Annotated in this window: 23 protein-coding genes and 1 pseudogene; 10 read left to right on the top strand and 14 right to left on the bottom strand. The window is 62.3% G+C overall.

From position 1 onward, the window contains the following. Positions 1 to 1,685 (bottom strand): DNA cytosine methyltransferase (locus ACFUEJ_RS11495; RefSeq protein WP_388029505.1); only part of this gene is annotated, 1,685 nt, incomplete at its 3' end. Between the two features lie 85 nt (positions 1,686 to 1,770). Here ACFUEJ_RS11495 and ACFUEJ_RS11490 point away from each other — a divergent pair. Together ACFUEJ_RS11490 and ACFUEJ_RS11485 are read left to right on the top strand one after the other, a co-directional pair. Beyond that, positions 1,771 to 2,148, top strand: coding sequence for a hypothetical protein (locus ACFUEJ_RS11490; protein ID WP_388029503.1), 378 nt, complete (start codon positions 1,771 to 1,773; stop codon positions 2,146 to 2,148). A 125-nt stretch (positions 2,149 to 2,273) separates the two neighbouring features. Further along, positions 2,274 to 2,510, top strand: coding sequence for a helix-turn-helix domain-containing protein (locus tag ACFUEJ_RS11485; protein WP_388029501.1), 237 nt, complete (start codon positions 2,274 to 2,276; stop codon positions 2,508 to 2,510). Between the two features lie 188 nt (positions 2,511 to 2,698). Here ACFUEJ_RS11485 and ACFUEJ_RS11480 read toward each other — a convergent pair whose 3' ends face one another. From ACFUEJ_RS11480 to ACFUEJ_RS11465, 4 genes are all read right to left on the bottom strand, one after another. Next, on the bottom strand, positions 2,699 to 2,968 hold the full coding sequence (locus ACFUEJ_RS11480; protein WP_058253459.1) for a hypothetical protein: 270 nt from the start codon (positions 2,966 to 2,968) through the stop codon (positions 2,699 to 2,701). A 101-nt stretch (positions 2,969 to 3,069) separates the two neighbouring features. Next, positions 3,070 to 3,441: a hypothetical protein gene (locus ACFUEJ_RS11475; protein ID WP_058253460.1), complete on the bottom strand. Its 372-nt coding sequence runs from the start codon at positions 3,439 to 3,441 to the stop codon at positions 3,070 to 3,072. Positions 3,442 to 3,565: 124 nt separating this feature from the next. Then, the gene (locus ACFUEJ_RS11470; RefSeq protein WP_388029497.1) at positions 3,566 to 4,558 is read right to left on the bottom strand and encodes a hypothetical protein; all 993 of its coding nucleotides are present in this window, start codon (positions 4,556 to 4,558) and stop codon (positions 3,566 to 3,568) included. A 4-nt stretch (positions 4,559 to 4,562) separates the two neighbouring features. Next, positions 4,563 to 5,024, bottom strand: coding sequence for a hypothetical protein (locus ACFUEJ_RS11465; protein WP_257881381.1), 462 nt, complete (start codon positions 5,022 to 5,024; stop codon positions 4,563 to 4,565). On the opposite strand from ACFUEJ_RS11465, the gene ACFUEJ_RS11460 reads away from it, so the two are divergent. After that, positions 4,929 to 5,135, top strand: coding sequence for a helix-turn-helix transcriptional regulator (locus ACFUEJ_RS11460; protein ID WP_307814827.1), 207 nt, complete (start codon positions 4,929 to 4,931; stop codon positions 5,133 to 5,135). The genes ACFUEJ_RS11465 and ACFUEJ_RS11460 overlap by 96 nt on opposite strands. 37 nt (positions 5,136 to 5,172) lie before the next feature. Here the strand turns inward: ACFUEJ_RS11460 and ACFUEJ_RS11455 are convergent, their stop codons facing one another. From ACFUEJ_RS11455 to ACFUEJ_RS11440, 4 genes are all read right to left on the bottom strand, one after another. Then, positions 5,173 to 6,318, bottom strand: a complete 1,146-nt coding sequence (locus ACFUEJ_RS11455) for a hypothetical protein (protein WP_388029494.1) — start codon at positions 6,316 to 6,318, stop codon at positions 5,173 to 5,175. Next, positions 6,303 to 6,578 (bottom strand): hypothetical protein, encoded by a 276-nt coding sequence (locus tag ACFUEJ_RS11450; protein ID WP_388029492.1) that lies wholly within the window; start codon positions 6,576 to 6,578, stop codon positions 6,303 to 6,305. The genes ACFUEJ_RS11455 and ACFUEJ_RS11450 overlap by 16 nt, the downstream gene beginning before the upstream one ends. Positions 6,579 to 6,676: 98 nt before the next feature. Continuing rightward, positions 6,677 to 7,348: a hypothetical protein gene (locus tag ACFUEJ_RS11445; RefSeq protein WP_388029489.1), complete on the bottom strand. Its 672-nt coding sequence runs from the start codon at positions 7,346 to 7,348 to the stop codon at positions 6,677 to 6,679. Positions 7,349 to 7,825: 477 nt separating this feature from the next. Beyond that, entirely contained in the window at positions 7,826 to 8,677 is an 852-nt protein-coding gene (locus tag ACFUEJ_RS11440; RefSeq protein ID WP_388029486.1) for a hypothetical protein, read from the bottom strand. 599 nt (positions 8,678 to 9,276) lie between these two features. On the opposite strand from ACFUEJ_RS11440, the gene ACFUEJ_RS11435 reads away from it, so the two are divergent. Continuing rightward, a complete protein-coding gene (locus ACFUEJ_RS11435) occupies positions 9,277 to 9,834 on the top strand; it encodes a hypothetical protein (protein ID WP_388029483.1) in 558 nt (185 codons plus the stop codon). A 1,015-nt stretch (positions 9,835 to 10,849) separates the two neighbouring features. On the opposite strand, the gene ACFUEJ_RS11430 is transcribed toward ACFUEJ_RS11435, so the two are convergent. Both ACFUEJ_RS11430 and ACFUEJ_RS11425 read right to left on the bottom strand, forming a co-directional pair. Next, complete coding sequence (locus ACFUEJ_RS11430) at positions 10,850 to 11,005, bottom strand: hypothetical protein (RefSeq protein WP_388029481.1); 156 nt, start codon at positions 11,003 to 11,005, stop codon at positions 10,850 to 10,852. A 223-nt stretch (positions 11,006 to 11,228) separates the two neighbouring features. After that, positions 11,229 to 12,284, bottom strand: coding sequence for a DUF4268 domain-containing protein (locus ACFUEJ_RS11425; RefSeq protein WP_388029478.1), 1,056 nt, complete (start codon positions 12,282 to 12,284; stop codon positions 11,229 to 11,231). A 1,731-nt stretch (positions 12,285 to 14,015) separates the two neighbouring features. Here ACFUEJ_RS11425 and ACFUEJ_RS11420 point away from each other — a divergent pair. Then, entirely contained in the window at positions 14,016 to 15,014 is a 999-nt protein-coding gene (locus tag ACFUEJ_RS11420) for a hypothetical protein (RefSeq protein WP_388029476.1), read from the top strand. Positions 15,015 to 17,875: 2,861 nt separating this feature from the next. On the opposite strand, the gene ACFUEJ_RS11415 is transcribed toward ACFUEJ_RS11420, so the two are convergent. Both ACFUEJ_RS11415 and ACFUEJ_RS11410 read right to left on the bottom strand, forming a co-directional pair. Beyond that, entirely contained in the window at positions 17,876 to 18,796 is a 921-nt protein-coding gene (locus ACFUEJ_RS11415) for a PASTA domain-containing protein (RefSeq protein WP_388029473.1), read from the bottom strand. Between the two features lie 283 nt (positions 18,797 to 19,079). After that, entirely contained in the window at positions 19,080 to 19,562 is a 483-nt protein-coding gene (locus ACFUEJ_RS11410; RefSeq protein ID WP_388029471.1) for a hypothetical protein, read from the bottom strand. Between ACFUEJ_RS11410 and ACFUEJ_RS11405 the strand changes: the two are divergent. Next, positions 19,553 to 19,959, top strand: a pseudogene (locus ACFUEJ_RS11405) (DUF6308 family protein). The gene ACFUEJ_RS11410 and the pseudogene ACFUEJ_RS11405 overlap by 10 nt on opposite strands. Continuing rightward, positions 19,947 to 20,243, top strand: a complete 297-nt coding sequence (locus tag ACFUEJ_RS11400) for a DUF6308 family protein (RefSeq protein WP_388029468.1) — start codon at positions 19,947 to 19,949, stop codon at positions 20,241 to 20,243. The pseudogene ACFUEJ_RS11405 and the gene ACFUEJ_RS11400 overlap by 13 nt, the downstream one beginning before the upstream one ends. A 471-nt stretch (positions 20,244 to 20,714) precedes the next feature. Here ACFUEJ_RS11400 and ACFUEJ_RS11395 read toward each other — a convergent pair whose 3' ends face one another. Continuing rightward, the gene (locus tag ACFUEJ_RS11395) at positions 20,715 to 21,209 is read right to left on the bottom strand and encodes a hypothetical protein (RefSeq protein ID WP_388029466.1); all 495 of its coding nucleotides are present in this window, start codon (positions 21,207 to 21,209) and stop codon (positions 20,715 to 20,717) included. Between the two features lie 297 nt (positions 21,210 to 21,506). Here ACFUEJ_RS11395 and ACFUEJ_RS11390 point away from each other — a divergent pair, with 297 nt between their 5' ends. The 3 genes from ACFUEJ_RS11390 to ACFUEJ_RS11380 all read left to right on the top strand — a co-directional run bounded on the left by ACFUEJ_RS11390 (position 21,507) and on the right by ACFUEJ_RS11380 (position 26,027). Continuing rightward, entirely contained in the window at positions 21,507 to 21,647 is a 141-nt protein-coding gene (locus ACFUEJ_RS11390) for a hypothetical protein (protein ID WP_388029463.1), read from the top strand. A gap of 2,002 nt (positions 21,648 to 23,649) precedes the next feature. Continuing rightward, the gene (locus ACFUEJ_RS11385; protein WP_388029460.1) at positions 23,650 to 23,874 is read left to right on the top strand and encodes a hypothetical protein; all 225 of its coding nucleotides are present in this window, start codon (positions 23,650 to 23,652) and stop codon (positions 23,872 to 23,874) included. Positions 23,875 to 23,876: 2 nt separating this feature from the next. Next, positions 23,877 to 26,027 carry an N-6 DNA methylase gene (locus tag ACFUEJ_RS11380; RefSeq protein WP_388029457.1) on the top strand — a complete coding sequence of 717 codons (2,151 nt, stop codon included), beginning with the start codon at positions 23,877 to 23,879 and terminating at the stop codon, positions 26,025 to 26,027. Positions 26,028 to 26,135: the final 108 nt, after the last annotated feature.

The raw sequence follows: 26,135 nt of genomic DNA, 5'->3' as shown, positions 1-26,135 counted from the left end.
CCCCAGACGGTGAAGGTGCCTTTGTGGTCGCCGAAGTCGGGGTCGAATCCGCAGCCGCGGCCGACCTCGTGCGGGGTCATCATGCGGAAGAAGCACTCATCGAGCGGGATCTCGGCGAGGGCGTCGCGCCAGTGGGAGGCCAGCAGGGCGGTGGTGTCGCGGCTGGTCAGGGTGCCCAGTGGGTCGGTGAGCGGGTGCGCGGCGGTTTCGGTGCCGGTGCTGCCGTTCTGTTTGAACCAGCCTGCGAGCAGGGCGGGGTCGCCGGTCGCGGTGAGCAGGCCGGGTCTCTGTTCGGCGGTGACTGTCGGCATGGCCTGGGCGTGGCTGGTCGGGGTGGTGTGTTTGCGGAAGGGCACCACACCCGAGGACACGATGCTCAGGGTTTCCGAGCCGCCCTGGGTGGGCAGGGCCTCGTCGAGGCCGCGTGGTGCGCCTTGGAAGTTGTTGATGGCCATGGCGACTGGGGGTGTGAGCAGGCCGGTGGCGTTGGTGGCGGTCTGGGTCCACAGCGGCTGCCCCAGGGTTCGGGTCCGGCACTGCGATCCGGGGCGCTCGAAGGTATTTCCGGCGGCGACCATGATGGCGCCGGTACTGAGCAGCGCGGTCTCTTGCTGCGAGGTCTGGGTGGCCATCGGTTGCAGCGGGTGGCGTTCCACGCCGCGTTGGGCTTTGGCCGGCATCAGCACGGCGGGGAACTCGGCGAACTTCTGACGGCACCGCTCGGCGCGGGCCATGGTCGCCGGGGCCAGCGGTTTGGTCCGCTCGCCGATCCGGGTGCCCAGGTGGGTGAGGTCCAAGGCGGTCAGCGAGGGTGTGGCGGTGGGGGAGACCTCGCCGAAGCAGCGCGGGCAGCGGTAGTTGTACTGCTTGCCGTAGCGCACCGATCCGCTGGCGGGCACGCCGGTCTTCCACGCCCACATCGCCTCGACGGCCTCGTCGCAGGGACCGCACCACGCCTGGGGGCGGTGGTCGAGGTCGGGGGCGGGCAGTGTGCGGTCCCAGAACACGATGTAGAGCCGGTCCCGGCTCTGGGGGACGCCGAAGAACATCGAGTTGAGGTAGAGCACCTTGTGTTCGTAGCCGAGCTTGGTGATCTCGCGCAGCCACCACCGATACGTCGACCCGTCGCCGACCTTGCGTCGGCCGGGGACCGCTGGTCCCCAGGACTGCAATTCGGTGGTGCATTCGACCAGGATCAGCAGGGGGTGGTGCTGATCGGCGTAGTGCAGCACGCAGTTGGCCGTTGCGCGGTCCCGCTCGGACCGGGTGGCGCGTTCCTCGAACTCGGGGTCGTCGAAGTCGAACAACGTCAGTCCCTGTTCGTAGGCACGCTGGGTGTTGGCCTGGGAGTGGTTGGTGCAGGTCACCCCGGCGACCAGTAGGTCGGCTACCGGGAGTTCACGCACCGAGTGGTAGGTGTCGGAGTCGGTGTTGATCAGATCAGCGATCCAGTGCTCGACGTGCGGATGGTTGGCCTCGTGCACCTCGACCTTGTAGCGGTTGTGGTTGGCCCCGACGATGGTGTCGAAACCGGCGGCCTCGATGCCCTGGGTGAATCCGCCAAATCCTGAGAACAAGTCCAGCGCGGTCGGATTGTCGTGGCGGAATCGTCTGCGGCGCAGCGCCGGTCGGTGTTCCGCTGTCTTCGAGATGATGTGCCCCATGATCGTCGTTTCCTCGCTCATTCCATCCTTAGTGGTTGCCTATAGACTACCATTAACGGTAGCCTATAGGCAACCACTGAGGCACGGAGGAAAGAAGGAGCAGCACATGGCCACGACCACCGAAAACACCTGCGCGGCAACACCGATGAGCGTTCATGCGCGAGCAATCGCCGCAGGCATCGAGCGGTGGCGCCAAACCTGCGACCTCGCAGGCAATGTCGACGCTGAACATGACGCGGCCGCCGCCCTCGTCGGGCTGGTCGAGCAAGCGATGCCCGAACTGGCGCGCACCGAGGTTGTCGAGCGGTCGTATCTGGTACGCCGGGTGCAGCGCTACGTCGGCCCGCTGCCCGAGCAGTGGGCAGCGATGGACGATTCCGAGCGCGACCAGTACGTCTGTGACCACTGGCCGGCTGTCGAGGAGTTCGACGAGCACATCGACGACGACCAGCTGACTCTGACGATCGTGAAACCCGCGCAGTGAGCAGCTGTCCCGCGCCGACCGGGCGCACCGCCGTCGTGCTGCCGCCCGTGGCGACCTCGCCGGTAGGCTCAGCCACGCCGAGTGCGCCCGCCGACCTGGCGGGCGACAGGGGAGGAGGAGCCGTCATGGCCGTCGACATCGACGAACCTGCATTGCTACGCGCTCTCGGAGAAGCGATCACGACTCGCCGCGAGGAACTGGGCCTCAGTCAGCGGGCCCTGGGTCTCGAGGCCGGCGTCGAGCGCAACATGCTGCGCGGCGTGGAAGACGGATCGCGGCGAGCAACCATCATCACCCTGGCGCGCATCACCGAAGCGCTGAAAGTGCCGATCTCGCAACTACTTCACCAGATCGGGCACTAACCCTCCACGACCCTCAGTGAAGACCCACACCGGCTGGTCGCCGTCGCGCGTAACCAGGACGGAGGGGAGGGGGCTGCACATTCGGGGGAGCTCGCCGCCCTCCCCTCCTATCCTGTGAGGAACGATCTTCGGTTTGGGTGTGGCAACTCAGAAGAACGTCCTTCGTGATCGGTGGTGGTGATCGGTGGTCAGATGTCGCCGGTCGAGGCGATCGCGAAGGTTCGTGTGCGACGTGCTCGCAACCAGTTCTGGTCCTTGTTCCAGAGCGTGAGCACTTTACGGGCCAACTCGACGTTGTCGGGCTGGTCGTCGATCGAGCTGGCGAGCCCGGCGTAGAACGTCTCGTAGTCGAGGTTATGAGTGAGACGGACTCGTCGTCGACGGGCTCGGGCGTCAACGCGCAGGAGAGCCGCGAACTCACGGGGTGTCAGGACGCTGTGGGCCGAAGGCAAGTTCATGAGGGGATCTCTCCTCGCGGGGTGGGTGACAGTTCGCGTGGCCTTTGAGAGCAAACCTGTTGCTGGTCACTGATAAGTCCACATGGTGGTCTCCTGATGGTCTAGTTGAGCGCCAGCGTGCTGACCGTGGCCACGATGGCTACAGCGATGAGCGCGAGGATGGGGTTGACCATGCTTGCGGGCTGCCGCGGCGGCGGTGTCGGCCCAGGGTGGCGCCTGGTGAACTCTGCCTCGTGGCCGGCGGGTGCGAGCGGGGCGTCTGGATCGTTGATGCGCATACCGTGTGCGGCGAGTGCGTCGTACCAGGCGTCGTCATGCCAGTCTTCTGTGTGGCCTTCGGCGAGGGCTCGCTTCCGGGCGCGGAGTAGGCGTTGGAACCAACCGAAGTTGCCGATGGGGAATCTCCATAAGGCGATGACGGCGATCGCGAGGACTATGACGGCCACGTTGAGGGACCAGATCACCCAGTTCATGTTTCTCCTTGTAGGTCGAAGGGTCCTTCTTCGAGAGCGATTCGGGTGTTGTCTTTGTGTATGCATAACATGCCGCACCGACGCCGTGGCGTGCATCGCGCGCCCGAATCGCCCGTCAGCTGGGTCATCGTTGCAGTTGCGGGCGCTTGGCCTGGGTGTCGAGTTGGCGTTGCACGGACTCGGCGACGAGCGCCCGGACCGGCGGGATGCGTCGTGCGCCGGCCTCGGCGATGAGTGTGGTGATGCGGTCGAGCAGGTTGTCGCGGTAGGCGTCGGTGATGGTCGGGTCCAGTGCCTGGTCGAGCAGTTTGCGTGCTCGGGTGAGCTTTCCACGCTTGGCGGGCTGGATGTTCAGGCCGGTGTCGCGGGCATGGCGTGAGGCACTGTCCCATGCGTCGCGGGCAGCGAGGGCGGTAGCGACGGCACGGTCGGCGAGGTCTCTGTCCAGGGGCCAGGAGTCGTAGGCCGCAGCGTGGGCCGCGGTGTAGGCGTCGAGGAACGCCGCGGTGCGGGGATCGTTGGTGTCGTCGAGGAGTGGGCGCGCGAACAGCCGGTCTGCGAGGTCGGCGTGATAGGCGGCGTACTCGGCGTCGACGGAGCCCAGGATGTCGGCCGCCTTGACCCACTGAGCACGCACACTCTTCACCAGAACGGCTCGGTGGGAACGTGCTTGGCTCACTTTGTGGTAGGCGAGAACTGCGACAGCGATGACGATGAGGCTGGCCGCGACGGCTCCGCAGATGATCCACAGCGTCGTGTAGTCGGTGGGCGCCTCGGGTGCCGACGGTGTCGGCTCGGCCGGGGCCGGCGGCGTCGGCACGGGGGACGCGTCGGGGGAGGTTGGCTGCCTGTCCTGATCCGAATCGGGGCCGACCAGAGTCAGAACCAGTCCGACGGAGGACAGGATGACACCGCCGATCGCAAGTGGAGCGACGGTGTCGGTGACTTCGCCTGAGTTCTTCGCAATGGCGGCTCGCAGGCCCGCCCCCAACAGGATGACCACCCCGAGGATCGAGGCCCCCCATCCGAGATTGGACGCCACCTGCATGAAGGCCTCAGGGGCTTCCGGCTTGAGGGGTGCCACGTCGGCCAGGGTTCCGAGAGCAGTGAACTCCATTGGCCTACTGCCCCTTTCGATGATCGACAGATGCCATGGGGGGAGCGAACTCGAAGAGTCGCTGCCGGAATCCGTCATCGAACGCCGAGGTCGGCGGGTAGTGCGCAAGGATCGCCGCTGCGGCGTTCGCCCGGGCGGTCGGGGTGATGCGGCGGATGGTGTGGTCGGCGGCGAGATAGCCGGAGGCTTGTTCGATTAGAGTGGAGCATTGGTGCATGTCACGGCCCTTTCCGTGGTGTGCGTCGGGTCCGTGGGTGTTCCAGCACCCGCGGACCACTCTTGTTTCTGCCCGAGTCGGCAGCGAAGGTTCACCACCAAACATCAGCGGTGATGGTTTTAGTCTACATGCGTGTGGGATATAGTCAACACGGTGGAGAGACTTCAGGAGCTGGGCCAGCGTGTGCGCGACGCGCGAACCAGCCGCGGTCAGACGCAGGCCGAAGTAGCCAAAGCTGTTGGCGTGCACCGAACCCACCTGTCGGCGATCGAAGCCGGGCGCGAGAACATCACCATCGGAACGCTCTACCGGATAGCCGACCACTTCGGCATTGCCGCCTCGCGCCTACTGCCCGACTGATCACCTGCGCGGTGTCGACGGAACGTGCCCTGGGGTGCTAGTCGAGTGGCGGACTGAGATCGCCGTCTGTGGTGGGGTCGGCCCATCGCAGGGTGGTGGGGTCGACGATGTAGTGTTTGCGGTCCTCGCCGATGATCAGGTGCCGGGTGCCCGATTCCCATGCCCCATCGACATGGTGGGGATGGTAGCGCCCGACGACGAGGCGGCCCGGTTGTTGACGTCGCGACGGCGGGAAGTCGCCAGGTGGGTAGTCGCTGAGGCGGGCTCGAACGCGGTCCCCGCCGCCGGCGGCGTGCGCGACGGGATAGGCAGTGTCATCGTCAGACCATTCATAGCCGCATGTGGCGCACCGGTATTCCAGGGTGGATCCGGTGATGACACAGCCGGCAAGAGCGACACCTGGCCCCGGAGGGCCACCAGGCATTCCCCAGATCACTTCGAGGGTGCGTTCGGCAGAACACGACGGACACAACGGCCGCCGCGCGCAGACCAGATCAGCGAGACTGACCGGCAGGGGTTGATGCAACCGGTCGTGACAATCGGAACACACCGCCACCGGGGAGCCGTCGGCAAACGCGGGGTCCTCGTCGTCGCCGACGTTGCGTTGGTGGGATTCGGCAGGCAGATCTTCGGTGAACCCTCGACCGCAGCCGACACAGTCGGCCGGCCCGAACGGTGCACCGGGCGGGTCGTCGGCCGAATGCCAGCGACACCAGGAGTCGTCGACCTCGCGCCACGGCGTGGGGTGGGCCTCTTCAGCGTCAATCGCGGCGAGAAACTGCTGGCCCAGGGTGTCATCGGTAATCGTCACCGGCGCCTCCGGCAGGGTGTCGCCTAACCGCTTTTCGATCGCCCGCAGCGACAACCCCTGGTCGAAGGGGCCCCACTCTAAGTCGGGTTCGGCGTTCAGGCCATCGTCCTCCGAGCCGCGGGACAGGGTGTCGATCTTGATGATCGCTGGGCTGGGGGCGTCGACCACGTACACCATGATGTCGCCGGCAGCATACGTTCGTGGGGTCAGCCAGACGAGATCGTCAACATCTGGGTCGTCGTCGTCGCCAGGGAAGAAGCTATTTACGGCTTGCCGCCACGGCTGTAGCAGGCTCAACTGCACTCGTCGGCCGTCGGTGTTGCCGGTGCCGCCGGTCCGGGGAGTTCTTTTGCGGGCTACGATTCGGCCCATTCGGCGAATTCCTTCCACGAGATCGGAATGGACGCCGAGCGCTTCTGTCCGTGTTTCGGTCGCCACTGCAGATTGCCCTCGGAAACGTAGAGGGTGCCAAGGGTTTTGCCGTCGATCGCGACATCGAATTCGAAGTCGATGCCCGCGACGCGCACCCTGCTGGCGCTGAACCGCACGTCATGATCGGCCACGATGATCCCTCCCCAACAAACCGCACCTGGTGGTGTCGATCCCTTTTCGCGAACGTAGCGAACGGCCATGGCTTCGGCAAGGATGCGTTCAGTGCCGATGCCAGCTCATCGGGCCAGTGATCGTCGGTTGCTTCGGGACCTAGACCCTACGTCGAGGGACGGGACCATCAGCGGCCGAACAGTGCTCGCTCGATGACATCGGGGGCGGTGTTGAAGTCGTGGGCCCAGTCCGCGGCCAGATCAAGGTAGCGGCCGTACATGTCAGCCGGGCCGTCGATCTCCCACGTGTCTGTGGTCACTCGACGCAGACTGTCGACCACCCTGCTGTCATAGATCAGCGGGCGGCCCATCAACGCATTCGCGTCGTACCCGCCGAAGTAGAGGAATTTGGTGAAGAAACCTGCCGCCAGTCCGGTGATCTTCAACCGGTTGCGTCCGCTGAGGGCTCTGTAAGCACTAACCGGCCCCTCAGACCGCACCACGGCCAGCGCCTTGGCGAGCTTGTCTGCGGCGTTGGGCTGGCTGAGGGGACGCAGCGCCCGCACCATCGTCAGGCCCGGACTTGTACCCCACACCACACACGCCACGTGCAGTTGCGCCGCTGCGATCGGCGACCCGTCCTGCACCGCTCGGGCTGCGACCTCAAAGACATCGCGGCGCGAAACCAGTCGATAGCGCCCACTGCCCGCCGACACACTGTCGAGCTCGTCAGGCCACATCGCAGCATCCGGCAAGCGTGTCCGAACCGCAGCCGGATCGAACCGAATCGATTGGCCCAGTACCCATTCGCGATCGGGAACCGAACCGTCGGGAAACAAGGTAGTCAAACGGATCGACATTCCTTCACGCTACCGGCAGAAGACCGGCGACAACGCTACTGTGCGGCGACCCGTGGCGAGTGACGTGACGCGTCCGCTCGGAAGTAGCGGCGAGACGGTGGCGGGGCTGCGTCCTCCCCCGGCCGCGAGCCCCGCCACCGCGGCGTGCCGTTCACGACACGCCCGATGTCCGCGCTAAACAGCTAAACAGGAGCGGACACCCTCACGGTAAGCACCAACGGCCGCCAGGCGGCTCCTTACTCGACGGTCACCAGGCAAACCCCCGATACCCCCTCGGGGATCGGTACTTTGAGATCGGTGGCATCACCCGTCGTCTGAACGAACGATGGGACCCAACTGACTCACAACTCGGAATGCTCGGGAATGTCGTCCTGGGTCCGTAACGTGGTCCGCCGCATCGAAACCGAGTTCCCAGACTGGCAATGGACGGTGCGAGGCCGCTCCTGATCCGACGGACGGTCGACGAGCAGCCGCGGCCTATTGCTCGCCGATGTCGTCGAGGCGGTGTGTGTCGATGATGGCTTTGAGTTCGTGGAATGCGGTGGCGCGCGCTGTCACGACATCGGCGGCCTCGGATGTGGTTTCTGACGGCGTCTTGTGAGCGCCGTACAGCATCGGGCCAAGACGGCCGCGCAGTTCTTCGCGTTGCTTCGCCATCTCCACGTTCTCGCGCTCCTCACGCAGAGCGCGGTCAATGTCGACGGCCTCCTCTGCGCACTTGCCGATCAACGCAACTCGCTCCTGGATCGACCTCTCTAACCGAGCTACCTCACGCTGCGCGTCTTGCAACATCTGCTTGTCGGATTCGTTGAAGTTTCTGAGCGAGGAGGCATCTGTCGTCACGCTGCGAATCTCGTGTGCCCGGCGGAGGTTGTCCGCGATTGCCTTGAGGTCGGCGTGGAAGTCGAAGTCGGCCGGGTCCCCGAGCCAACCGGTTCGAGCGGCCTCGGTTCCGGTGATGGTAGCGACCCACGTTTCGGCTTCTTCGTAGAGTGCGAACCCCTCGGGACCGAAGTCCACCTTCTGCTGTCGCTTGGCGGCAGCTCGTTCAGCTTTCTCGATCTCGCGCTGTCGGGCTTCGGCCTTCTTTGTCTCTTCCTTCCACCAGGACCACACCGCGACGGATACAAGCCCAGCGAGCCAAATGCCCTCCAGGACCCAACCGGTCGCAGTTCGCGCTGGGGATGGGTTGTCCGCTCCCAGTACGTTCACGGCGATCCATGTCCCGAGGAAGTACGGCCAAGCTATCGCCAAGAACGCGAGTCCGAGCAGGATGGCTCCAACCCAGAAGACGGAGTTGTCGTCGTTCTTGGCCTTAGTCGAACCCATTCGCGAGATCTTACGCATCCGAGGAGAGGTTCAGAAGGCTTTCGCGATGGCCTCGGACGACGGCCATGACGTCGGGTCACTGACGTGCATGGACCTGGTCACAGCGATAATGTGAGTGACTGAGTTCGTCTGTTCGGAGGACACTGCGAGCGATTGTTTGTATTCGAAATTTGCTGCTGTCAAGACGGTTTCGGTTTGGGCAATTGGGATCTTACGAGCCATCAGCGGAAACTCGAACTCGGGACGCGGCTTCCAGACGCTAGCGGTGCTGTGAGCTGAGCAGGACACCCAGCGTGTTCACGATCTGGCGAGACGGCACCCAGGTCAACAGTTTCGGCCCCCTGCTGCGTACGGCCCACATACCCGCAACACGAACGCCGGCGCAGGCATGTCTTCTTACAGTGCTGATCGGCTTGGCACTTTGTCACTGGTGGCAAATCATGTAGCGCAGCGCGCAGGCGCTTATGTTAACTCAACGACTTAAGTGCCTGTCCCCAGACTATTTCCGAGAGCCGATAATCTACCTTATGTAAGGTAAACCTGACGTCGAGCAGATTGGATGTCTGGTTATCCTGACATCATGGGTCTACCCTATCTGCATGGGCTGGATGCACGAACGCGACACGCACTTGCACGAGGCGGCGTTGGTGGCGGTGTTCGAGGACGGGACCAAGAGTCATGGGTCGACGATGGTCGACGGTGTGGACTACGAGCTCGTCGAGCCGGCCCGGCGCGGCGAGGATGGTTTGCGGCCGTCGGCCGAGATTGTCGGCTGGTTGTTGTCCTGCGATTGCGCCAACCGATCCAGCTCCGAAGTGTCGACCTGGGCCTATCCCGTCCAGTGGGCGCGGGTGCCCTCAGCGTCCCTCGAGGACCTTGCCCGGCATCGCGTGTTCGCCCCCGACACCGACGTCCACGCCGACGAGCGCCCCGAGGTCGCAGAGGCCGCTCGAGCGGTGTGGCAGCGCGACCATCTCGACCCGATCGACGTCGACGACGAGATCCGGGCCGCCGTGGATGCCCGCAGGAACGCCGACGCACTGCTTGACGCCGCGGTGGCCAAGGCCCGCCGGCTGGGTCGCTCGTGGGCCGACATCGGCGCGGCCACCGGCATGACCCGACAATCAGCCAACGAGCGCTGGAAGGACCGCACGTGAGTGCCGCCGGGTTCATATCGTCTAATTCCATTCTGCCGCAGCTAATTTCGAGTTCCGATACCGGGTATTATGACATTTCCGCAGGTAGGGGCCGTGCGCTAGCCCTCCTCTGGCGGTTGTATGTCGGGTGACAACGTAGTCCGGTGGACGACATCGAGCCCCACCGCATTGCGTCGTTGACCGTTTCAGCGTCACACACGTGCTCTATTTCTTGGCATGTGATTTTTCCAGTGATCGTTACGTGGAGATCTGGCTGATCGCTCGATCACCCGCTAGCGGCCCCTCGGGTTGAGCGACACCTACTCCTGAGAATGAAACGGTTCGATTGTCCGGGCTTGTTGCGTAGCGATATGGTCCTCGCGTCCCGCTACCCTCGCCTAAAGCAGAGGCCGTCCACGCGGTTCCTCCGCTGTCGCGGAAGCTGATCGTGACCGTCGGGGCACGGTCGTCCTTTCCCCACTTGACGTTCACGGCGCCTGAACCGGCGACGCCGGTTCCTGCGAAGAACTCCCACAACGCGGGCTCAGTTGCGGGTTTTCCCGCGCCACCATCCCATCCGTACTTGGCGACACACCCCGCTCCCGCTACCTCAATTTCGCCGCTCCAGCTTCCACCGACTTCTACTCGAGCACCGGGCGCGCCCAGCGAGGTCGGTTCAGGAACGAGTAGGGGCTCGGGAGCTGGTTTGAGCACTTCGCGGAACGTCAGGACCGGCGGCGGTGGCTCGGTCGGCCGGCTAGTTGCCGAGCTGGGTGGCTCAATCTCAGCCTGCGAGGTGGGCGGGCTTGCGGTCGTCGGCGTCGGCTCAACTTTGGTTGACGAACTCGCTGGTACCGCTGATGAACTGTTTGTCGATGTCTCGCAGCCAGTCGTCGCTCCGAGCCAGAGCACCAGACCAATACAAAACAGCAATCTCATGCGCTCTCCCCGAGTTTGGTTCGCTGTCTAGGCACATAGCGAACGTGGTCACCGACGAACTGCTGCCGCACGCACAACGAGGTCGCTCGGGGCACTTCTAATTCCCGCCGACGCCGTACCCACCTGGGCGCAGTGCGTGACGCTTCTTGAAGAGCAACGCGATCATCACCTGCGGCGCGCCCTCCGTCTGGTGGATCGCCTCGGCCGCGAGCTGGAGGCTGTGCGCAACGACATCAACGAAGCGCGCGAACATCCGCGGCAAGCCTTCGGTGTCGACCTTCTAGCGCTCGGCGACTGGCGGCAGAGTCACCCCCTCGAGGGAGAAACCCACGACCACCGCGATCGTCCAGCAGTTCGTCTTCGAGCGGGTCGCCATCCAGAACTACGACCGCGCACTTCGCGAGGCACGGAACGCAGGTGGGCCACTTGAGCGCGCCTCAATGGCCCCGAGATCGTCCTCGCCGATGCGCCACCATCTAGTCGGCGCCTCGGCGTTCCCCAGCCGGTTCGACGGGCCCGCCAGCAGGCTCACTAGGCGGGTCATTTGCAGCTAGGGCGGCTGCCCGCACCACGCCTGCCGCAGTGCGTAGGTGCTCGTTGAGAGCGTCGTACATCGAGACTAGTGTGCTTTCGGCCCACGCCTCAGCCTGCTGACGCTGTTTGTCGTCCTCTAGACTTATTGAGTGATAGACAGCAATTCGGCAGGCCCGTTTATCATCTAAGCGTTCCCAGTTAAACGCGCCAGCACCGACCCGCGCCTCCAATGTATCTCGCTCAAGATAAAATTGGTCAAATAATCTTTTGGTTAAGTCGCGATCTTTGAGATCTAGATATGCCTCAATACGTAATTTGTCGTTGGCGATAGACAGTCCCCAATTCCCAAAGGGTCCAAACGCGAAGCTCGTCCAGTTGTAGCGGCTTCGGGCAGGCACACGAATACTTGGTCGATGTTTGTTCACAGCGCCCAGGACGTCCGCAAAGAAATCCTGGCGGTCCGCATTGACTGGATTAACCGACTCCACGTCGGCGCCGCCGGCCGATTTTACAGACTTCTGCCAGTCATTCGGACGAGAGACTACAGTAAACACTGGGGCACGGGGACCTTCGTCCCCGATCTGTACAACACTCACCTCGACCCCGAAAAAACCGACAGTATTGTCAGTTCGTTCGTTGAGCCAATCCATAGCACTTCTGTGATCCTCGCGAAATCGAGTAGCTACCCACACGACCGCACTTGCATCCAGACCCGCTGCGTAGACTACGCTTTGCCCCAAATGTCCGTGATCAGTACGTTCTAGTTGATTCTCGACGATTACGGTGCGCCCGCTTTCGTCCTCAGCTTGAATGTCGAGCCAGAACTCACCGACTGGAACCTCGGTCGTCACAACGGTCAACGTCATGCCGAGTTCCTCGGCCAAAACATCGATGTTCTCGGCTAACCAGGGAGTGAAATCACCAGCTTCCGACGACCACACACTGCGCGGATTAGCCACCCGGCGTAGTCGTCCGAGGTTTTTGCTGTCTGTCGTCATACAACTCAATTGTGCCAGTTAACCCTTGTTCATAGGCCAGAAACGTACCGCTCCTGGTCGCCTGATCTGCTGGACCGTCTACCAAAGCCGCCGGCACGGTCGGTCGTCCTCTGACATCGGAGCGTCCACCACCGCCCCCACGCCGGGCAACTTCCTAGATGAGGGACTTAGATGCGCGGGAGCGGAGTGAAGGCGTGGGATGACCTAGAAGTAGTAGCTTTTGTTCGCGACGACGGTGACTCGCTTGATCGCGGTGCGGTACGCCCCTGCGCCGTACCAAGTCTTGCAGAACAAGTTGGCGGTGAGCTGTACGCTCCTACCGGCGGGTGCGGTAACGGCAGTCCAGCGTCCTGGACGCCAGTTAGTGGAGTTCCCAGGAGAGGCCGCAACTTGCAGGCTGCTCACAGACCCCCGGCCCAGACAGTTGGCGTCACTGTAGTTGGGGTAGATCGTCACCATCGCCGCGTCGGCGGTGGGTGCGGTGAGCAGTCCGGCGCCACACACCATTGCCGCAGCCGCGGCCGATACTCCTAGTCGATGCTTCGTTTTCATAACAGTGTTCCCCTTGCCTCGGTGCGAGATACGAACGCCAGCTGCCTCAACGACGACAGCAAATGGCGAACGCCACTATCGCAACGATTTAAAGGTGCCGGCACCCGACCTGCGAGAATTCACCCGTACGGGCGAATGCGGTCGCGCCTCAGCTCTGCCGTCGAGGCGCAGATGGGTGTGGTCGGGCTCGTTGAACGATGCCCGAGCTCATACTCACCGTTGTGACCGAACCCCAACTTGATGACCTGCGAAGGATCGATGCTGCGCTGAAAGATCAGCGATGCATCAGATGAGACAACCTCAGTGTTTTCTGTGAGCAGTCATGGTGGCTCATGACGGTTGCGCAGACCGGGCGACATGGTTGCCGTTGGCGAGCGTCGTTCGAACGGACCACTAGGGTCATCGTTCCTGCTGACGGCCTATTTTGCATAGTGAACGAGTCGGGACTTTTCGCACTGCTGTGAGCAATACTGAATCCTTGTTGGACTATCCCAACTCTCGACTATGGAGGGGGTGACCACATCACATGATTCGACGTCTCGCACGCCGCCTGACCCGCGGCCGGTCGCGCCGCTACTGACCCGACAGCACCATCGTGCCCGGAGGGGGGTGACCACATGATTCGACGTCTCGCACGCCGCCTGACCCGCGGCCGAACGCGCCGCTTCTGACCCGACAGCACCATCGTGCCCGGAGGGGGGTGACCACATGATTCGACGTCTCGCACGCCGCCTAACCCGCGGCCGAGCGCGCCGCTACTGACCCGACAGCACCATCGTGCCCGGAGGGGGGTGACCACATGATTCGACGTCTCGCACGCCGCCTGACCCGCGGCCGAATGCGCCGCTACTGACCCGACAGCAGCCTGCAGCCCCCCGAGGGCGATGACCACAGTGATGCGACGTCTCGCACGCCGCCTGACCCGCGGTGGACGATCCAGTAGCTAGTCGACGCAGAAGTCGTCCAGCGCGGACACAAGGAAAGACCAATGACGGGACGGCCCGAGCGTTGGTAAATGATCCGGCGGTTGATGTAGTGCGCTTCGCCGACGGTGTCCGGTGGCGAGTGTCGCAGCGCGGCTTGGTGATTACTTCGCCAGGTGAGATGCCGATGTTGCTTGAGCACCCTCGGGCGGATCGCTTGCCGCACCTCGTCGCCGGGGGGCTGACAGGTGCCGAGGTGGCCGCCGGTTTGGGTGGGACCGCCGCGGATGTTGCATTAGTGCGGGAGTTGACTGAGATCAGGGTGCTGGTTGAGGTCGCCGATCGAGGTCAGCCTCAGGTGAATCGTCGGAGGTTTGTGCTGACCCGGTCGGGTTTGGAGGTGTCGGGCATCGACGCCGTGGCCCGCCCACTGTATCGGCTGGTGAGGCCGGTTTTGCGGTCGTGGCTTGGTCGTGTGGCGTTGGCGGCGGTCGTTGTGGGTGGCGTCGTTTCCCTCTGTTTTGGTCGACCGGCCGGGCCACAGGTCAGTGACCATTCGTGGGTCGATGCGCTTCTCGGGATGACAATTGCGTTGGGTTGTTCGGCGTTGCACGAACTCGGGCACGCGGTGACTCTGGTCCATTACGGGCGTAAGTCTTTGCGGGCCGGGTGTGGCTTTTACTGGGGCGCTTTATGTTTCTACGTCGACTCCTCACAAGCATTGACGTTGACGCGGCGTGCTCGCATGGTCAACGCGTTAGCCGGCCTTGGGGTGGATGTCGTTACGACATCTGTTCTGTTGATGATTTCGCAGGTGTCTACGGTGGTGCTGATTTACGCGGTGTGCTGGCGCGTGGCGATTCTCAGCATGGTGGATATGGTTGAGAACGCCCTACCGATCCTTGAAGTCGACGGACAGATCGCCCTGTCCGATGCGCTAGATGAGCCCGACCTGTCACGCCGTTCCCGCGAAGCGCTGGGACGGCGCTTGCGCCGCACCCGCAGATCGGAGACCCCCCGATGGCTACCATGGTTTGGTCTGTTCAGCCTGACCGGCGGCATCGCGCTACTAGCGATCAGCACCTACGTCTGGTGGTACGCGATACAAGATCTGATCGCAGCACTTTTCGCCGGTAACGGACTGGAGATCGTTCTAGGGGTCTATCTTATCCTCCCTTTCCTCGTCGGCACCCTGTTCTCGGTGCTGGGACTAATTATTGAGACATTCGGCCAGCCACCCGATTCCAGCGTTTGAGCCACAACCACCGGGTGTCTTATCCCCCGATTCACAAGCCGGATGAGCTATCTGACTTTGGTCGTCGGCCGCCGAGGAGGCGGGCGCCCGAGAGCGGACGCTGATTCAGCAACGCGGCGGCCTCGCCGTGCAGCTACTGTCCCCTACCCCGGCCTAGCCGGACAATCCAGCACCAGTTCGTCGAATGTTCCACTGCCAGTCGAGGAACCCGGTTTCGAGCTTGGTAATCGGGTCGGTCGAGAGCACGGAACGAATGGGATTTGGTACTCGTCCGAGACAGACGTAGCCCGGGTCGTTGTCCAATTGTCGTCATTAGCGTCGGTGTTGCAGTAATGGCGCTCGCCATAGTCGGCGCGATCGTCATATATATATATATGCAGAACAAGACCGAGACCACACCTAGCAGGCAGGGTCCGGTCATCACCGGAACGGTCAGCGACTGGATTGCGGCAGTTTGCCTCCCCAATACCGAGACTGACATCGCGTACCGAGGAATGACGATCGACCTCTCTCAGCACGCAACGACCGCGCAGCGTTGCTTCAAACGAGGAGCATGAACCGATCTCAATTGCCACTTACGCTACGGAGCCCGACCTCTCCCTTGACCTGTCCTGCCGCTACCCGGGCTGGTGGGCAACCACCGAGTTGGAGGACGGAACCTACCTGCTCTTTCGCTCGAACCCAACCTGGACACGTGAGCAATCGAGTCTCTTATCTCTCGAGCGGTTCCGCTTCTCCATCACTCTGGCACGAAGGAAACCGGACGGGACTACGCCGCAGTGGTGTTACGCCGAAAATTGACCGGCCCAGCGGAACCCGTGACAGCAGAGTTACTTCAGATTCGATCCACCTGCGTCCGTATCTGGGCAGACCCGACGAACTCCTCCACTAGGAATTGGTCCGGCGAGTACGACACCGGCTGCACCGCCATCACGCGCTCCTGTTTGTCAACGTTCGATACAGCGCTGCATTGCACCAACCCCTCCACCAGGTGACGCACAGCGTAGGCCCGGCGCACTCGCCGTACTCTAACCAACACCGGTCCGCAACGTCTGTAGGCTCGATCTGCCGGCATTTCATGACCATCTGGCAGCGTCGGTTATGACATTTGCTCGGCCATGCGAGTTCCGTCAGTTCACACACCGACTCGGCACAGCCACGCCCCGGATATGTACTTAAACAAACGAGCAATTTCTTACATCGCCGAAGATTTTCCGTTCACAAGACTGACTAACGAGTTATAGGCGAGACAGAACGCAACATTAGTTACGCAAGTGCCTACGCGCCCGTTGTCAATAAGGACGTATGAGTGAAGAACGCCAACACCTCGAGCACTCACGGATTAGGTTGACCGTATGTAACCGAACATCACGGAGGGACGAGGGAATGAGTAGTACTGTCCGCAGACTCGCGCTGTTTTTGATAGCTATCGGAGCCACTGTGTCGGTGCTAGTGCCCGGCCAGGCCGAAGCCCGTTACATCGGGTCGAATGGATACCCTCCCGGCACGGCGTGGTCGCCTTCTGAGGCCCAGTGCCGGTATAAGCCGGCTTGGTCTACGCTCCAACTTAGCATCGGAGGACCGACCGTCCGGACGACTCGTGCGGTCAATGTACGCTACGTCCTCTTGGCACAGAACGCTGTGACAGGAGCCGGGATCGCAGCAGTCCCGTCACCCTACGTGACCATCCGCCCCGGACGGCCCTACACCTTCGGGCCGGGCAGTTTGCAGGTGCCGTGGCGCCAGAACGTTCGGCTGTTCACGCTAGTCGAGTTTGCCAATGGCCAACGAGTGCCGGCCGCAATCGCCTTCGTAGCCGATCGATATCAGTATTTCAATGGTAACAATATAGGCCCCATCGGCCCCTTTAGTAGTTGCTATCGATCATGATTAAATCAACCGGCGCCGCTGCGCGAACAGTTATTTTACGGGTTTTTGTGATAATCGCTGCGGTAACCCTAATACTTGGGGGCGGTTCTCACCTAGCAGCTGCCGAGCGCGACCAGTTCAATATCTGGTGCCTAGACGTCGACTACATACGTCGCGGATGCGCTAGTAACGTGTTTATTGATTGGAATCCCGGGTGGTCTTGGTATTCAGCTGGCGTGGTCAAAGATGCTTTCTACGACAACCACAGCTTGACCTTGCAGATTAGTCTGAATAGACAGCGTATGACCAACACGGCCTTTCAGACAATAGCGCAAAGCTCGGATGGAGCGATCTATCCGTCGAGCGGGGCCCGGCGCGGCACCGACCCGACATACGGCGCGTGGCTACGGTTATGCATATTTCGGTACGGCAATGGATACTGTGAAACTAAGTACTTCTCTGACAACTCCAGTTGACCACCAGATGCGTCTGCGTCAGTTGGCCAACTCTGCGAGTCGACACAGTCGTAGCGCTTTTGCGCTCGTCCATGATGCTCCGTCATGGGCGTTATGAACAGCGATCAGGCGATTTCGCCAGCTTTCACCAGTCATCGAACTTAACGGATGGGCCCTGGCATCACCTCGGCGACATGGTTGCCGTCGGCGAGCGTCATCGCCGGCGCGTGGCCGAGTCTCAACTACCTGACACTGGTCTCAGGCGTCCTGACATCCGACATGGACTCCGAAGTAGCTGGGCTGCGCGAAATCCGGTCAGAACTCTCACTTCGACTGTCACTGGGGTCTTTTGACGACGCACCGATCGCGAAGTCTCACGAGGGCGCCACCGACAGGGTTCGCCAGCCGCGTCCCCGCGAAAACGACCTGTCCGCCGGATCCGGTCTGGGACGTGACCCCAGGCGATACGTGGAACACACGACACTGGGGCCGCGTACCTACCGTTGATCCGATGTCAGACAACCCCATCGAGAGCCATCAGACCGTTGGCGCTGAGATTCCTGTCTCCTTGTATAGGCAGGTGATTCCTGCGTTGTATTTCGTTACGGCTGGGTTGTAGAGCTGTGTAAATCGGGCGAGGGACCCCTCGGCGGCGGCACCCTCTGCGGTCAGGAGTGTGTCGGATGCCTGCTGGAAGGACCGGATCGCTTCCTGAGCACGATCGGCGCAGCTGTTGACCTGCTCCGGAGCGTCCTCCAACGCTTCCCAGGAGACCCCCAGTGCCTTCTCGATGTCGATCAGCCTGACGCCGGCATCGAGTGTCACCACCCCGACGGCGCGGATCGAGTCCGCAAGCCCAGGCAGGTCCGAGATTGCGTTGATGTTGTTGCGAACTAGGGCGTCGTTCTTCTCGACAAACGAGTTGACCTCTGCCCGAGCCTTCACCTGCTCGCGGCGCTGCTCTGCAGCTTGCTCCTGTTTCTCGATCGCACGCTGCCGATCCCGCTGCTCCATCTCGAGAGCGACGGGCGATCCCTCGGGAAGCCGGTCCCGAACTCCTGGGTCTTCAGGTTTCGCGACTGAAAGTTTGATCGTGGTGTCGATCTGAACCGAGTCACCTCCGCCTGGGCTCTGCTCCAGAACTACCCAGTTCGCATCCCACGCCGGCTCGCGGTCGTTGATCGCATCGGAGTCCTCGAACCTTTCGAACCCAGCGTCCTTAAGTTTGTTGTGCGCGTCGTCGAGACGGTGCCCGGTTACGTCTGGGAGTTCCTTCGACTCGGCACTGCAGGCAGTCAGGCCCAACGCTAGTGCGGCCGTGAGGATGACGAGCAAAGAGCGGCTTCGCATTGGCGCAGCATATCGGACAGCGAACGACGTCATACGTCGCAGTGCGTGACTCACGACCAGTACTGGGTACTCGACCTGCCGATCATCGACCGCGAGCGGCGCGCTCACGAGATGACCCTAACTCTGCTCTCGGTGACATCCAGGCTGACACTTCCGGCAGTGAACCTATGCCGGCCCAGGCCGGCACACTGCCAACACCAACCTGGCCGCTGTGCTGCGCCGCGATGCTATGCGCCTCCGGTTAGTGAGTGGCTTGTAGCCACAGCCCTCTAACTCCATCAACGCGATCGATTGGCGGTCACATGACCCGGCCAAGCCAGCTCTGCTATCAGGGCTAGCCCCAGCTTGAAGTGTCAAGGCACAGATAACTTGTCTCCGACACAGCCGTGGATCAGCCGAAACTGATCTGACCACCTGTCCTTCCCCAGTCCTCGAGGTGCTGATCAAGGCGACCATCTTGGGCCATCGCTGTCACGAGGTCGATGTCGGTCACGCGCCACAACGGTTCGCGTTCAGCGCTCAGGAACAAGTCGATAGCGACACCGTTGTCGTTGCGGAGAGCCCCTGTTAACCATGCGGCGATGAACTTGCTTTCGGGCAATCCGGTGAGTTCCGCTGCCTGTTTGACGGTACGGACGATGCGGTGATCGCGCGCGTCGTTCTGGTCACGCCGGGCGAGAACTCCGGGGTGCAGCGGTGGACGGTCCTCGGGACGCTCCCACACACTTCCCCTGATTCGAACCATGCCGTCAGCCTCGACACAAATGACCCGCCCTGCGATAGCAGCCCAGATGTCAGCTTCTGTCGTGTTCCAGTACAACCGAGCGATACCAGCGGGGTTGATCGATCGAAAGGACTGATCTGATGAACTCACGGGGGGATCGTGACAGCACGCTACGACATCCAATCAGCCGATCTCGGGAGACCGCACCGATGACGATCACCATCCCGCACGCACTGACCACCGACGACCCGGCCGCGGCCGCCGGCATTCTGCGCGCCTACTTCGGTAACCCGTACCCCGGAACCACGTTCACTGGAGCATCATTCGACGACTGGGACTCCACCGGAACACGTGCCTCCGACACCGACGTCTTCACAGCCGACGACCTCATCGCCATGGTCTCCTATCGGTCAACGTCGGCCCCATCGCCGCGCGCGAACTCCTCCGCGACCGCCGCGACGAATTCAGCCAGCTACTCTTCGCTATCGGACCCGACCGAGAGCTGGCCGAAGAAGCCGAACCGATCGACCCGACATGGCCAGCCTAGTTCTCGACACCACACTTCGCACCGTGGACGGCATTGGTACCACGATCGCGTCGAAGCTCATCGCCCGAAATCGGCCGCGCTTGTACCCGATTTGGGACACTGTCGTCGTCGACGTCCTAGGCACGCGCGGCGGGCCGCACTTGGGCCCGATACACGCCGCCTTGCGGACCGAACCCGATCTGCGACGTCGCATCGTCGCTGCGCGGACCCGAGCTGAGCTCCCCGACACGATCAGCGAGCTCCGAGTCCTCGACGTCCTGGCATGGATGCAGGGAAGACGGTAGCCGGACCCCGCCGAACCAGCGGCGCGTCGCGATGTGTCAGCTACCCAACCCCCGCACGTCGACGATCGGCACCCGAACGGCCCGATCACCATTTGCATTGGTTACTGCCACGCCCATCTATCGGGTCGGGTACGCGCCGAGCGCGTGGGGGTACGCCACAGATGGCCCGACTGTGGCGCCCCCTGTACTGCGCCGACGCTCCCCAGGCGTGGTACCTCCCCGCTACCTCGAAGTCCTTGCGTTCGCCCAACCGAGCCCGCAACTGATCGCCGAGCTCAACGACATCATCGCCGACGAGCAGGACTACCCCACGCCAGCCGCCCTCAACTTGCTGTGTACTGATGATGTGAGGCCATGCCCAGCGAACTCACGCCTGCTTCCGTCAGCCGTAGTGCTGCCTTCGATAGGCGGTTTGAGGGCTGCACCCGGCGGGCGCCACGTCTACGCGGGCGGGCATCCGCCGGGTCAAACTCAGCTCGACGAACCTTCTTGGTCCTCGCGCACCAGCTTCACGATCTCCGGAAGAACCTCGAACCCGAGAGCTCGCTGGTAGCCCTTGACCTCGTCGTCATACACCGCCCTCACCGGATACTCGGGGCTCGTCAGACCATGCTTGGCCTCCAGCCAGTCCGCGGCTACCACAAACGGCGCCGTCCAGTTGTTGAGTCGTCGCGAGTCGTCGTAGTCACCGAGTCTGTACACCGAAGCCCTCGAAACGAACCCGCCGTGCTTGATCGCCAGATCGAACGCCGCGAGCTGGACATCCTTGCCGCGATCCTCTAGATGTTCACGCAGCAACGTCACGTGCTCGAGAGTCCATCCGGTCGACTTCGCGTGTCGCCACGAATCGTCATCGACCTCGCGTTCGTCGGTCTCCACGTCCCGCAGCGACGCCACGAACCGCAGGATCTCGGCGACCTGCTCAGGGGTCAGATCACCCACGTCAAGCGTTAGAGTGTCATACATCGAGAAAACCTCACTTCTCGTAGAGGCCCCTCCAGGAGCACCCAGCTTGCCGGCACGATGCTCCAGGAGGGGCTATTTCTTCCGCTCGTTCGAGCGGATTTAGTCATATTACATTCCTCTAATGGCTCGTGTCACCCCTCTGGAGCATTGTAAACGCATATAACTACTCCGTTCCGGAGTTATCCCTGTGCCACAGCCGTGCTGTGCCATCGCGCCGATGCTGCCGGGGAACTTGATTGTCTGACCACGGAGATTACGAATGACCGTCCTGACGCGTACCAGGGGTTCGACGGAATCGTGCGCCCCGGGTCCAGCGAGGCCGAGATCGCCGACTACCTTGCCCGCAGTCGTGACGACTCCGAGTGGCTCACCGACCCTGTCGAGATCGACGCCTACGACCAGGCCGTGCGAGACTACGCGGCCGGCGAATGCCCATGAAGACCGCCCCTCCCGGTCTGAGCACGTGGTCGCGAAGGCTTCTGGGCGAACAGTCGTGCTGCTCATAGTCAGCGCGAGCGCCGTCACGAACGGCCCCGCCGCGGCCGCCCGGAACCATCTTCTGTCCAGGCCTAGTTCGATCGACCGAGGAGTTGGGTAATTGTTGAAAGTGAGTTTTCCGCAGCCGCCCCGATGGGCGATCATGGCCGTTGTGGCCGCTGCCGCCTGTCTCGTCGGTGGGCTCTTTTGTATGGCTGCTACTCGGTGGCGGTGACGAAGGCGGAGACAGAGACTCCCCCGAAGGCGCAACCAGAACTACCTCCGCCGACGCCAGGGGCGGATCGACGTACGACGACCTCGTTGCAGCCCAGGGCGCGTACAACCGCAATGTTGAGCTCTACCACGCGCTGAAACCTTGCGCCTTAGCGCGAGTGGGTTGCGGATCGGAACTGCGCGAGATCGCCACCAATTGGCATGTCATCGCAGACTTCTGGCCGGAACTGTCCAGCGACTACGGCTACCTACGGTGGAACTCGTCCTACAGTGACTATCAGCAACAGACCTGCGACACCAGACCCAGCCGGGCGTGCCGAACCACCCTCGTCTCGCTCGAAATCGACACCCGATTCTTGCTCAACCATTCAAAGTCGAAAGTAGGAGGCTAGAAGAGCGACGAGCATGCCCCGCCGACATGATGGCGCGTGGCCGAGTCTCAACTACCTGACACTGGTCTCAGGCTTCCTGTCATCCGACACTGTCGGATGGCAGGGTCGGAGCAGTTGGTCCACCGCAAGCTACCTCCAGTCCGACTGGACGGCAACCCTCCCCCGAATGACTGGGCTGCGGGAGGCAAGGGTCGGAGTCCCGCTCGACCCAGACACCGTTCACAAACGCAATGTCAAAAACCCCTCCGGCTTCGGGCTTTGTTCGTAAATCCTCTTGAGTGTGGCGGTGGAGGAGAACGATCCGAAGCACAATCCGGGAGTACCTGACTCTCTCGGCGGCCGCGAAGTAGGCCAGCGCCCGGCGCCGAATGCAGGTGTTACAGATGCTGATTCAGGATCGAACAATCACAGCTGGGAGGTTTGGCCTGAGACGAGCAAGCCTGAAAGTATCAAGGGAACTAGCAACCATCGGGGCGACCGCTCTGGGGGGGTAAATATTGCAGACAACCGGTATGACTATCTGGCAGACGGAGATCAGGCTCTAGCTCGCGTCCCCGCCAACCTGAACGGCGCGGAGGCTGCGAATCACGCAGAGCGGTTCGTCGCAGGATCGTGGGTCCGCATGAGTCATCCTGAGCAGATCGTGCGAGGTGACTACTCGACGGTAACGGAGGAGGAAGCTCGAGACCTGATGAAGAAGCTCTAAGTGCTCACCAGCCTCGTTGTTGACTTACCGCTGGACGCCGCCGCACAACTCGACGCCGTGGCCAAGGCCCGCCGACTGGGCCGCTCGTAGGCCGACATCGGTACAGCCACCGGCATGACTCGGCAGTCAGCAAACGAGCGCTGGAGACCCGCGCATGAGCGCCCTGGAGCACATCTTGTCTAATTCGATTCTGCAACAGGCATTTTCGAACAACCGCCCGTTGAAATCACTGATCGCAGAAGGCCGCTAGTTCAACCTTCGTAACGGTACAGGCGGCGATGTGTCCATGAGCTAACATGCTGACTCACTTGACTGCAGCGGGGTATTGAATTAGCCTTACCACATCAGAGTGAGCTAACAGAATAGCTCACTCAGCGATGTTGAGTGAGGTTCGCGGTGTCCGTCCGTAGTCACTATCGGTCGATCGTCATGGTCGACATTGAGAATGCCCTGGGAACTCCTCAGGTGTCCGGGAGCGCCGCTGTGGCCTTCATGCGCGACCTGACCACCGCATTCGGCGTCACCACCCAATATGTTCTGGCCGCCTCGCACTCCCGGAACGCACTCGAGACAGGCCTGGCCTGCCCTGGTCGTCGCGTGATCTGGCTCCCTGGAACCGACGGAGCCGATCGTGCTTTTGCAGGCCGAGATCGTTCATCCAACAACGTTGCGCCGGTTTGATCAACTCGTCGTGAGTGGCGACGGTGGATTCGCGCCGGTCATCGCCGCCGCTGCGAATGCTGGAGTCCGGACCATGGTCGTCAGTCGAGCCGATGCCCTATCGCCGAAGGCGCGCCTGGCCGCGCACCGCGTTATCACATTCGATGAGAACACCAACATTACAGAGGTCGCATAATCATGGCCCAGCCGCAGATGAATCAAACCGTCACCATGACCGAGATCGCCGAAGCCGCAGGGGTATCAAAACCTACCGCGAGCGTGTGGCGTACCCGCTACCGCGACACCTTCCCGCACCCGCTTCCCGAATCCAGCCCTAACCGCCCACTTTTTGCCCTCGCTGACGTCGAGCGGTGGTACCGCAACCAGTTCCCCGACAGGAAGCCCTTGGGACTCGCCCAGCGCTCGATCTCGAAGATCCACACCGCGATGATGTCCATCTTGCGAGGAGCGCTCGACACAAGTGAGGCCGCTGCTGCCATCGTCGGCCTCCTCACCTGGCAAACCCTCGCCCACGATGCCGAACTCCGCGGCTCTGTTACGTGGAACGGTGACAAGATTGCCGCTCATGAAGTACCGAGTTTTCCTCGACTGGGCGTTACCTCGGTCGTTACGGGTGATTTTGTGGACACGCTTCACCGCGCGACCGACCAACTCCGTACCGCTGGCCTCAATTCGATTGCCCTGCTGGTAGATCCGCTGTGGCGAGAGTCTCGAGATCACCGATGGGCGACGGAACGCACCATCAGCTTGTTCGAAACAGTTGCGAACCTGAATTACGGCGACACCGCCGAGGTTGCAGATGCCCTCCTCACCGATCCCCAGGCTGGCTACTATCCGAGTTCCCCAGTGCTCGCTGAACTGCTGGCCCGGCTGGTCCACAAAGACCACACGACGATCTGGGACCCCGCCGCCGGGGTTGGAAACCTCCTTGCTTCAGCGCACCAGTCTGTCCCAACATCTCACCTGGCCGGTACCGACATCTCGCAGGTCGCCGCTGCACTCTGCACCGCCCGCGCCTACCTCCACAATTGGCCGGCAGCAATTAGTGTCGGCGATGCTTTCCTCGAGCCGAGCCGACAGTACGACGCCATCATCATCGACCCGCCCCTAGGTACTCGACTCGATGCATGGGCAACCGAGGCATTGAGCCGCCAACTGGATTTTCCAGCGATCCCCTCGAGCCGCAGTGAAATCAGTTGGGTATGTCTGGCGGCGGCACGTCTGACCCCCGACATGGGAGCAGCAGCGGTCGTCACTGCCGGCGGCACGACCTTCGCCAAGGGCGCGGTCGCCGATGTCCGGCGAGCCCTGGTCACCAATGGTTACGTAGAGGCCATCATCCGCCTCCCCCGCAGAGCCACAACCACCAGTCCAGACTCAAGAACTCACCGACCGCGTACTGACTTCCGCTACGACACCTCCGTTGATCTCTATATCTGGGTGATCAAACCCCGCGACTCGTTCGACTCGATCGTTTTCATCGACGGCGAACACCTCCTTGGTAACACCGAGGAGAAGACGATCAGCAACATCCTCGCCGCCATCGAGAACGGCGGGAAGCCCGCCGGCGCAATCACCGTGAGCATCCTCGATGTACTCAAACGGCAGGATGTCCCCTTGCATCCCGATGCATGGCTACCGCAAGACAAGGCCACTACGACCGACTACCTCACGACGCTGCGTACCGCAGCCGCGCTGCTACGGACAACCATCGACGAGCTAGATCTCCCACTTCCCGACCTCACCCTGGCCGATTCGGAACCCGCACTCCAACCGCTCACCGACGTGGCAGAGGTCATGCGAAGCCGACCTATTCCCAAGGATGGCATTCACTCGCAACCGGGCACAGGACTGGTCCCAATCGTAAAACCCACCCCTACCGGGCTTGCGACGACCGGCTATGTTGCCGGTGACGACACCGTCAGAAGTTACCTTCGCCCAGGAGATGTCCTCGTTCATCCTGGCGTCAACGGCCCTTGCGCCGCGGTCTGGCGTAGCGCTGAGGAATCAGTTCCCCATCCGTTGACCACCATAGTGCGGGCTGATCCGACCCGTGTGGACACTGAATATCTCAGCTTCTGCATGCTCGGTCCAGGCGTCGCTGCGACCCGCACGGGAACGACCATCCCCCGCCTGAACCTCCAACATGCGCTGATCCCCAACCTTCCGATCACCCAACAACGCGCCATCGCCGCAGCACTCGCCCGGGGTCAAGCCCTGATTGGCCATGCGCAGACCCTTCAAACGGCCGCCACTGAATGGCGAGACAGCGCAGCATCCTTGGCCAGCCTCGGCCACCTCCAGATCGACCGAAAGGCCCGGCAATGAAAACAGCTCTACCATGCGGCACGCAGTGGACGCGATGGACGTACCGTTGCCGCCCTCTCGGTGCCACAGCTGACACCGCACTCCCCCAAAGTTCCACTCGACTTGCGG

This window comes from Gordonia sp. NPDC057258, assembly GCF_042668985.1.
Taxonomy (GTDB): domain Bacteria; phylum Actinomycetota; class Actinomycetes; order Mycobacteriales; family Mycobacteriaceae; genus Gordonia; species Gordonia hongkongensis.
This window is presented reverse-complemented; position numbering and strand designations above follow the sequence as displayed.

What these genes read in the sequence shown, in the direction of transcription:
- ACFUEJ_RS11395 (WP_388029466.1), bottom strand. Translation starts at nt 21,209, where the DNA reads ATGTATGACACTCTAACGCTTGACGTGGGTGATCTGACCCCTGAGCAG.
- ACFUEJ_RS11400 (WP_388029468.1), top strand. Translation starts at nt 19,947, where the DNA reads ATGGCCAGCCTAGTTCTCGACACCACACTTCGCACCGTGGACGGCATT.
- ACFUEJ_RS11475 (WP_058253460.1), bottom strand. Translation starts at nt 3,441, where the DNA reads ATGAACTGGGTGATCTGGTCCCTCAACGTGGCCGTCATAGTCCTCGCG.
- ACFUEJ_RS11490 (WP_388029503.1), top strand. Translation starts at nt 1,771, where the DNA reads ATGGCCACGACCACCGAAAACACCTGCGCGGCAACACCGATGAGCGTT.
- ACFUEJ_RS11380 (WP_388029457.1), top strand. Translation starts at nt 23,877, where the DNA reads ATGGCCCAGCCGCAGATGAATCAAACCGTCACCATGACCGAGATCGCC.
- ACFUEJ_RS11470 (WP_388029497.1), bottom strand. Translation starts at nt 4,558, where the DNA reads ATGGAGTTCACTGCTCTCGGAACCCTGGCCGACGTGGCACCCCTCAAG.
- ACFUEJ_RS11455 (WP_388029494.1), bottom strand. Translation starts at nt 6,318, where the DNA reads ATGGGCCGAATCGTAGCCCGCAAAAGAACTCCCCGGACCGGCGGCACC.
- ACFUEJ_RS11445 (WP_388029489.1), bottom strand. Translation starts at nt 7,348, where the DNA reads ATGTCGATCCGTTTGACTACCTTGTTTCCCGACGGTTCGGTTCCCGAT.
- ACFUEJ_RS11440 (WP_388029486.1), bottom strand. Translation starts at nt 8,677, where the DNA reads ATGGGTTCGACTAAGGCCAAGAACGACGACAACTCCGTCTTCTGGGTT.
- ACFUEJ_RS11485 (WP_388029501.1), top strand. Translation starts at nt 2,274, where the DNA reads ATGGCCGTCGACATCGACGAACCTGCATTGCTACGCGCTCTCGGAGAA.
- ACFUEJ_RS11480 (WP_058253459.1), bottom strand. Translation starts at nt 2,968, where the DNA reads ATGAACTTGCCTTCGGCCCACAGCGTCCTGACACCCCGTGAGTTCGCG.
- ACFUEJ_RS11435 (WP_388029483.1), top strand. Translation starts at nt 9,277, where the DNA reads ATGGGCTGGATGCACGAACGCGACACGCACTTGCACGAGGCGGCGTTG.
- ACFUEJ_RS11430 (WP_388029481.1), bottom strand. Translation starts at nt 11,005, where the DNA reads ATGTTCGCGCGCTTCGTTGATGTCGTTGCGCACAGCCTCCAGCTCGCG.
- ACFUEJ_RS11450 (WP_388029492.1), bottom strand. Translation starts at nt 6,578, where the DNA reads ATGGCCGTTCGCTACGTTCGCGAAAAGGGATCGACACCACCAGGTGCG.
- ACFUEJ_RS11425 (WP_388029478.1), bottom strand. Translation starts at nt 12,284, where the DNA reads ATGACGACAGACAGCAAAAACCTCGGACGACTACGCCGGGTGGCTAAT.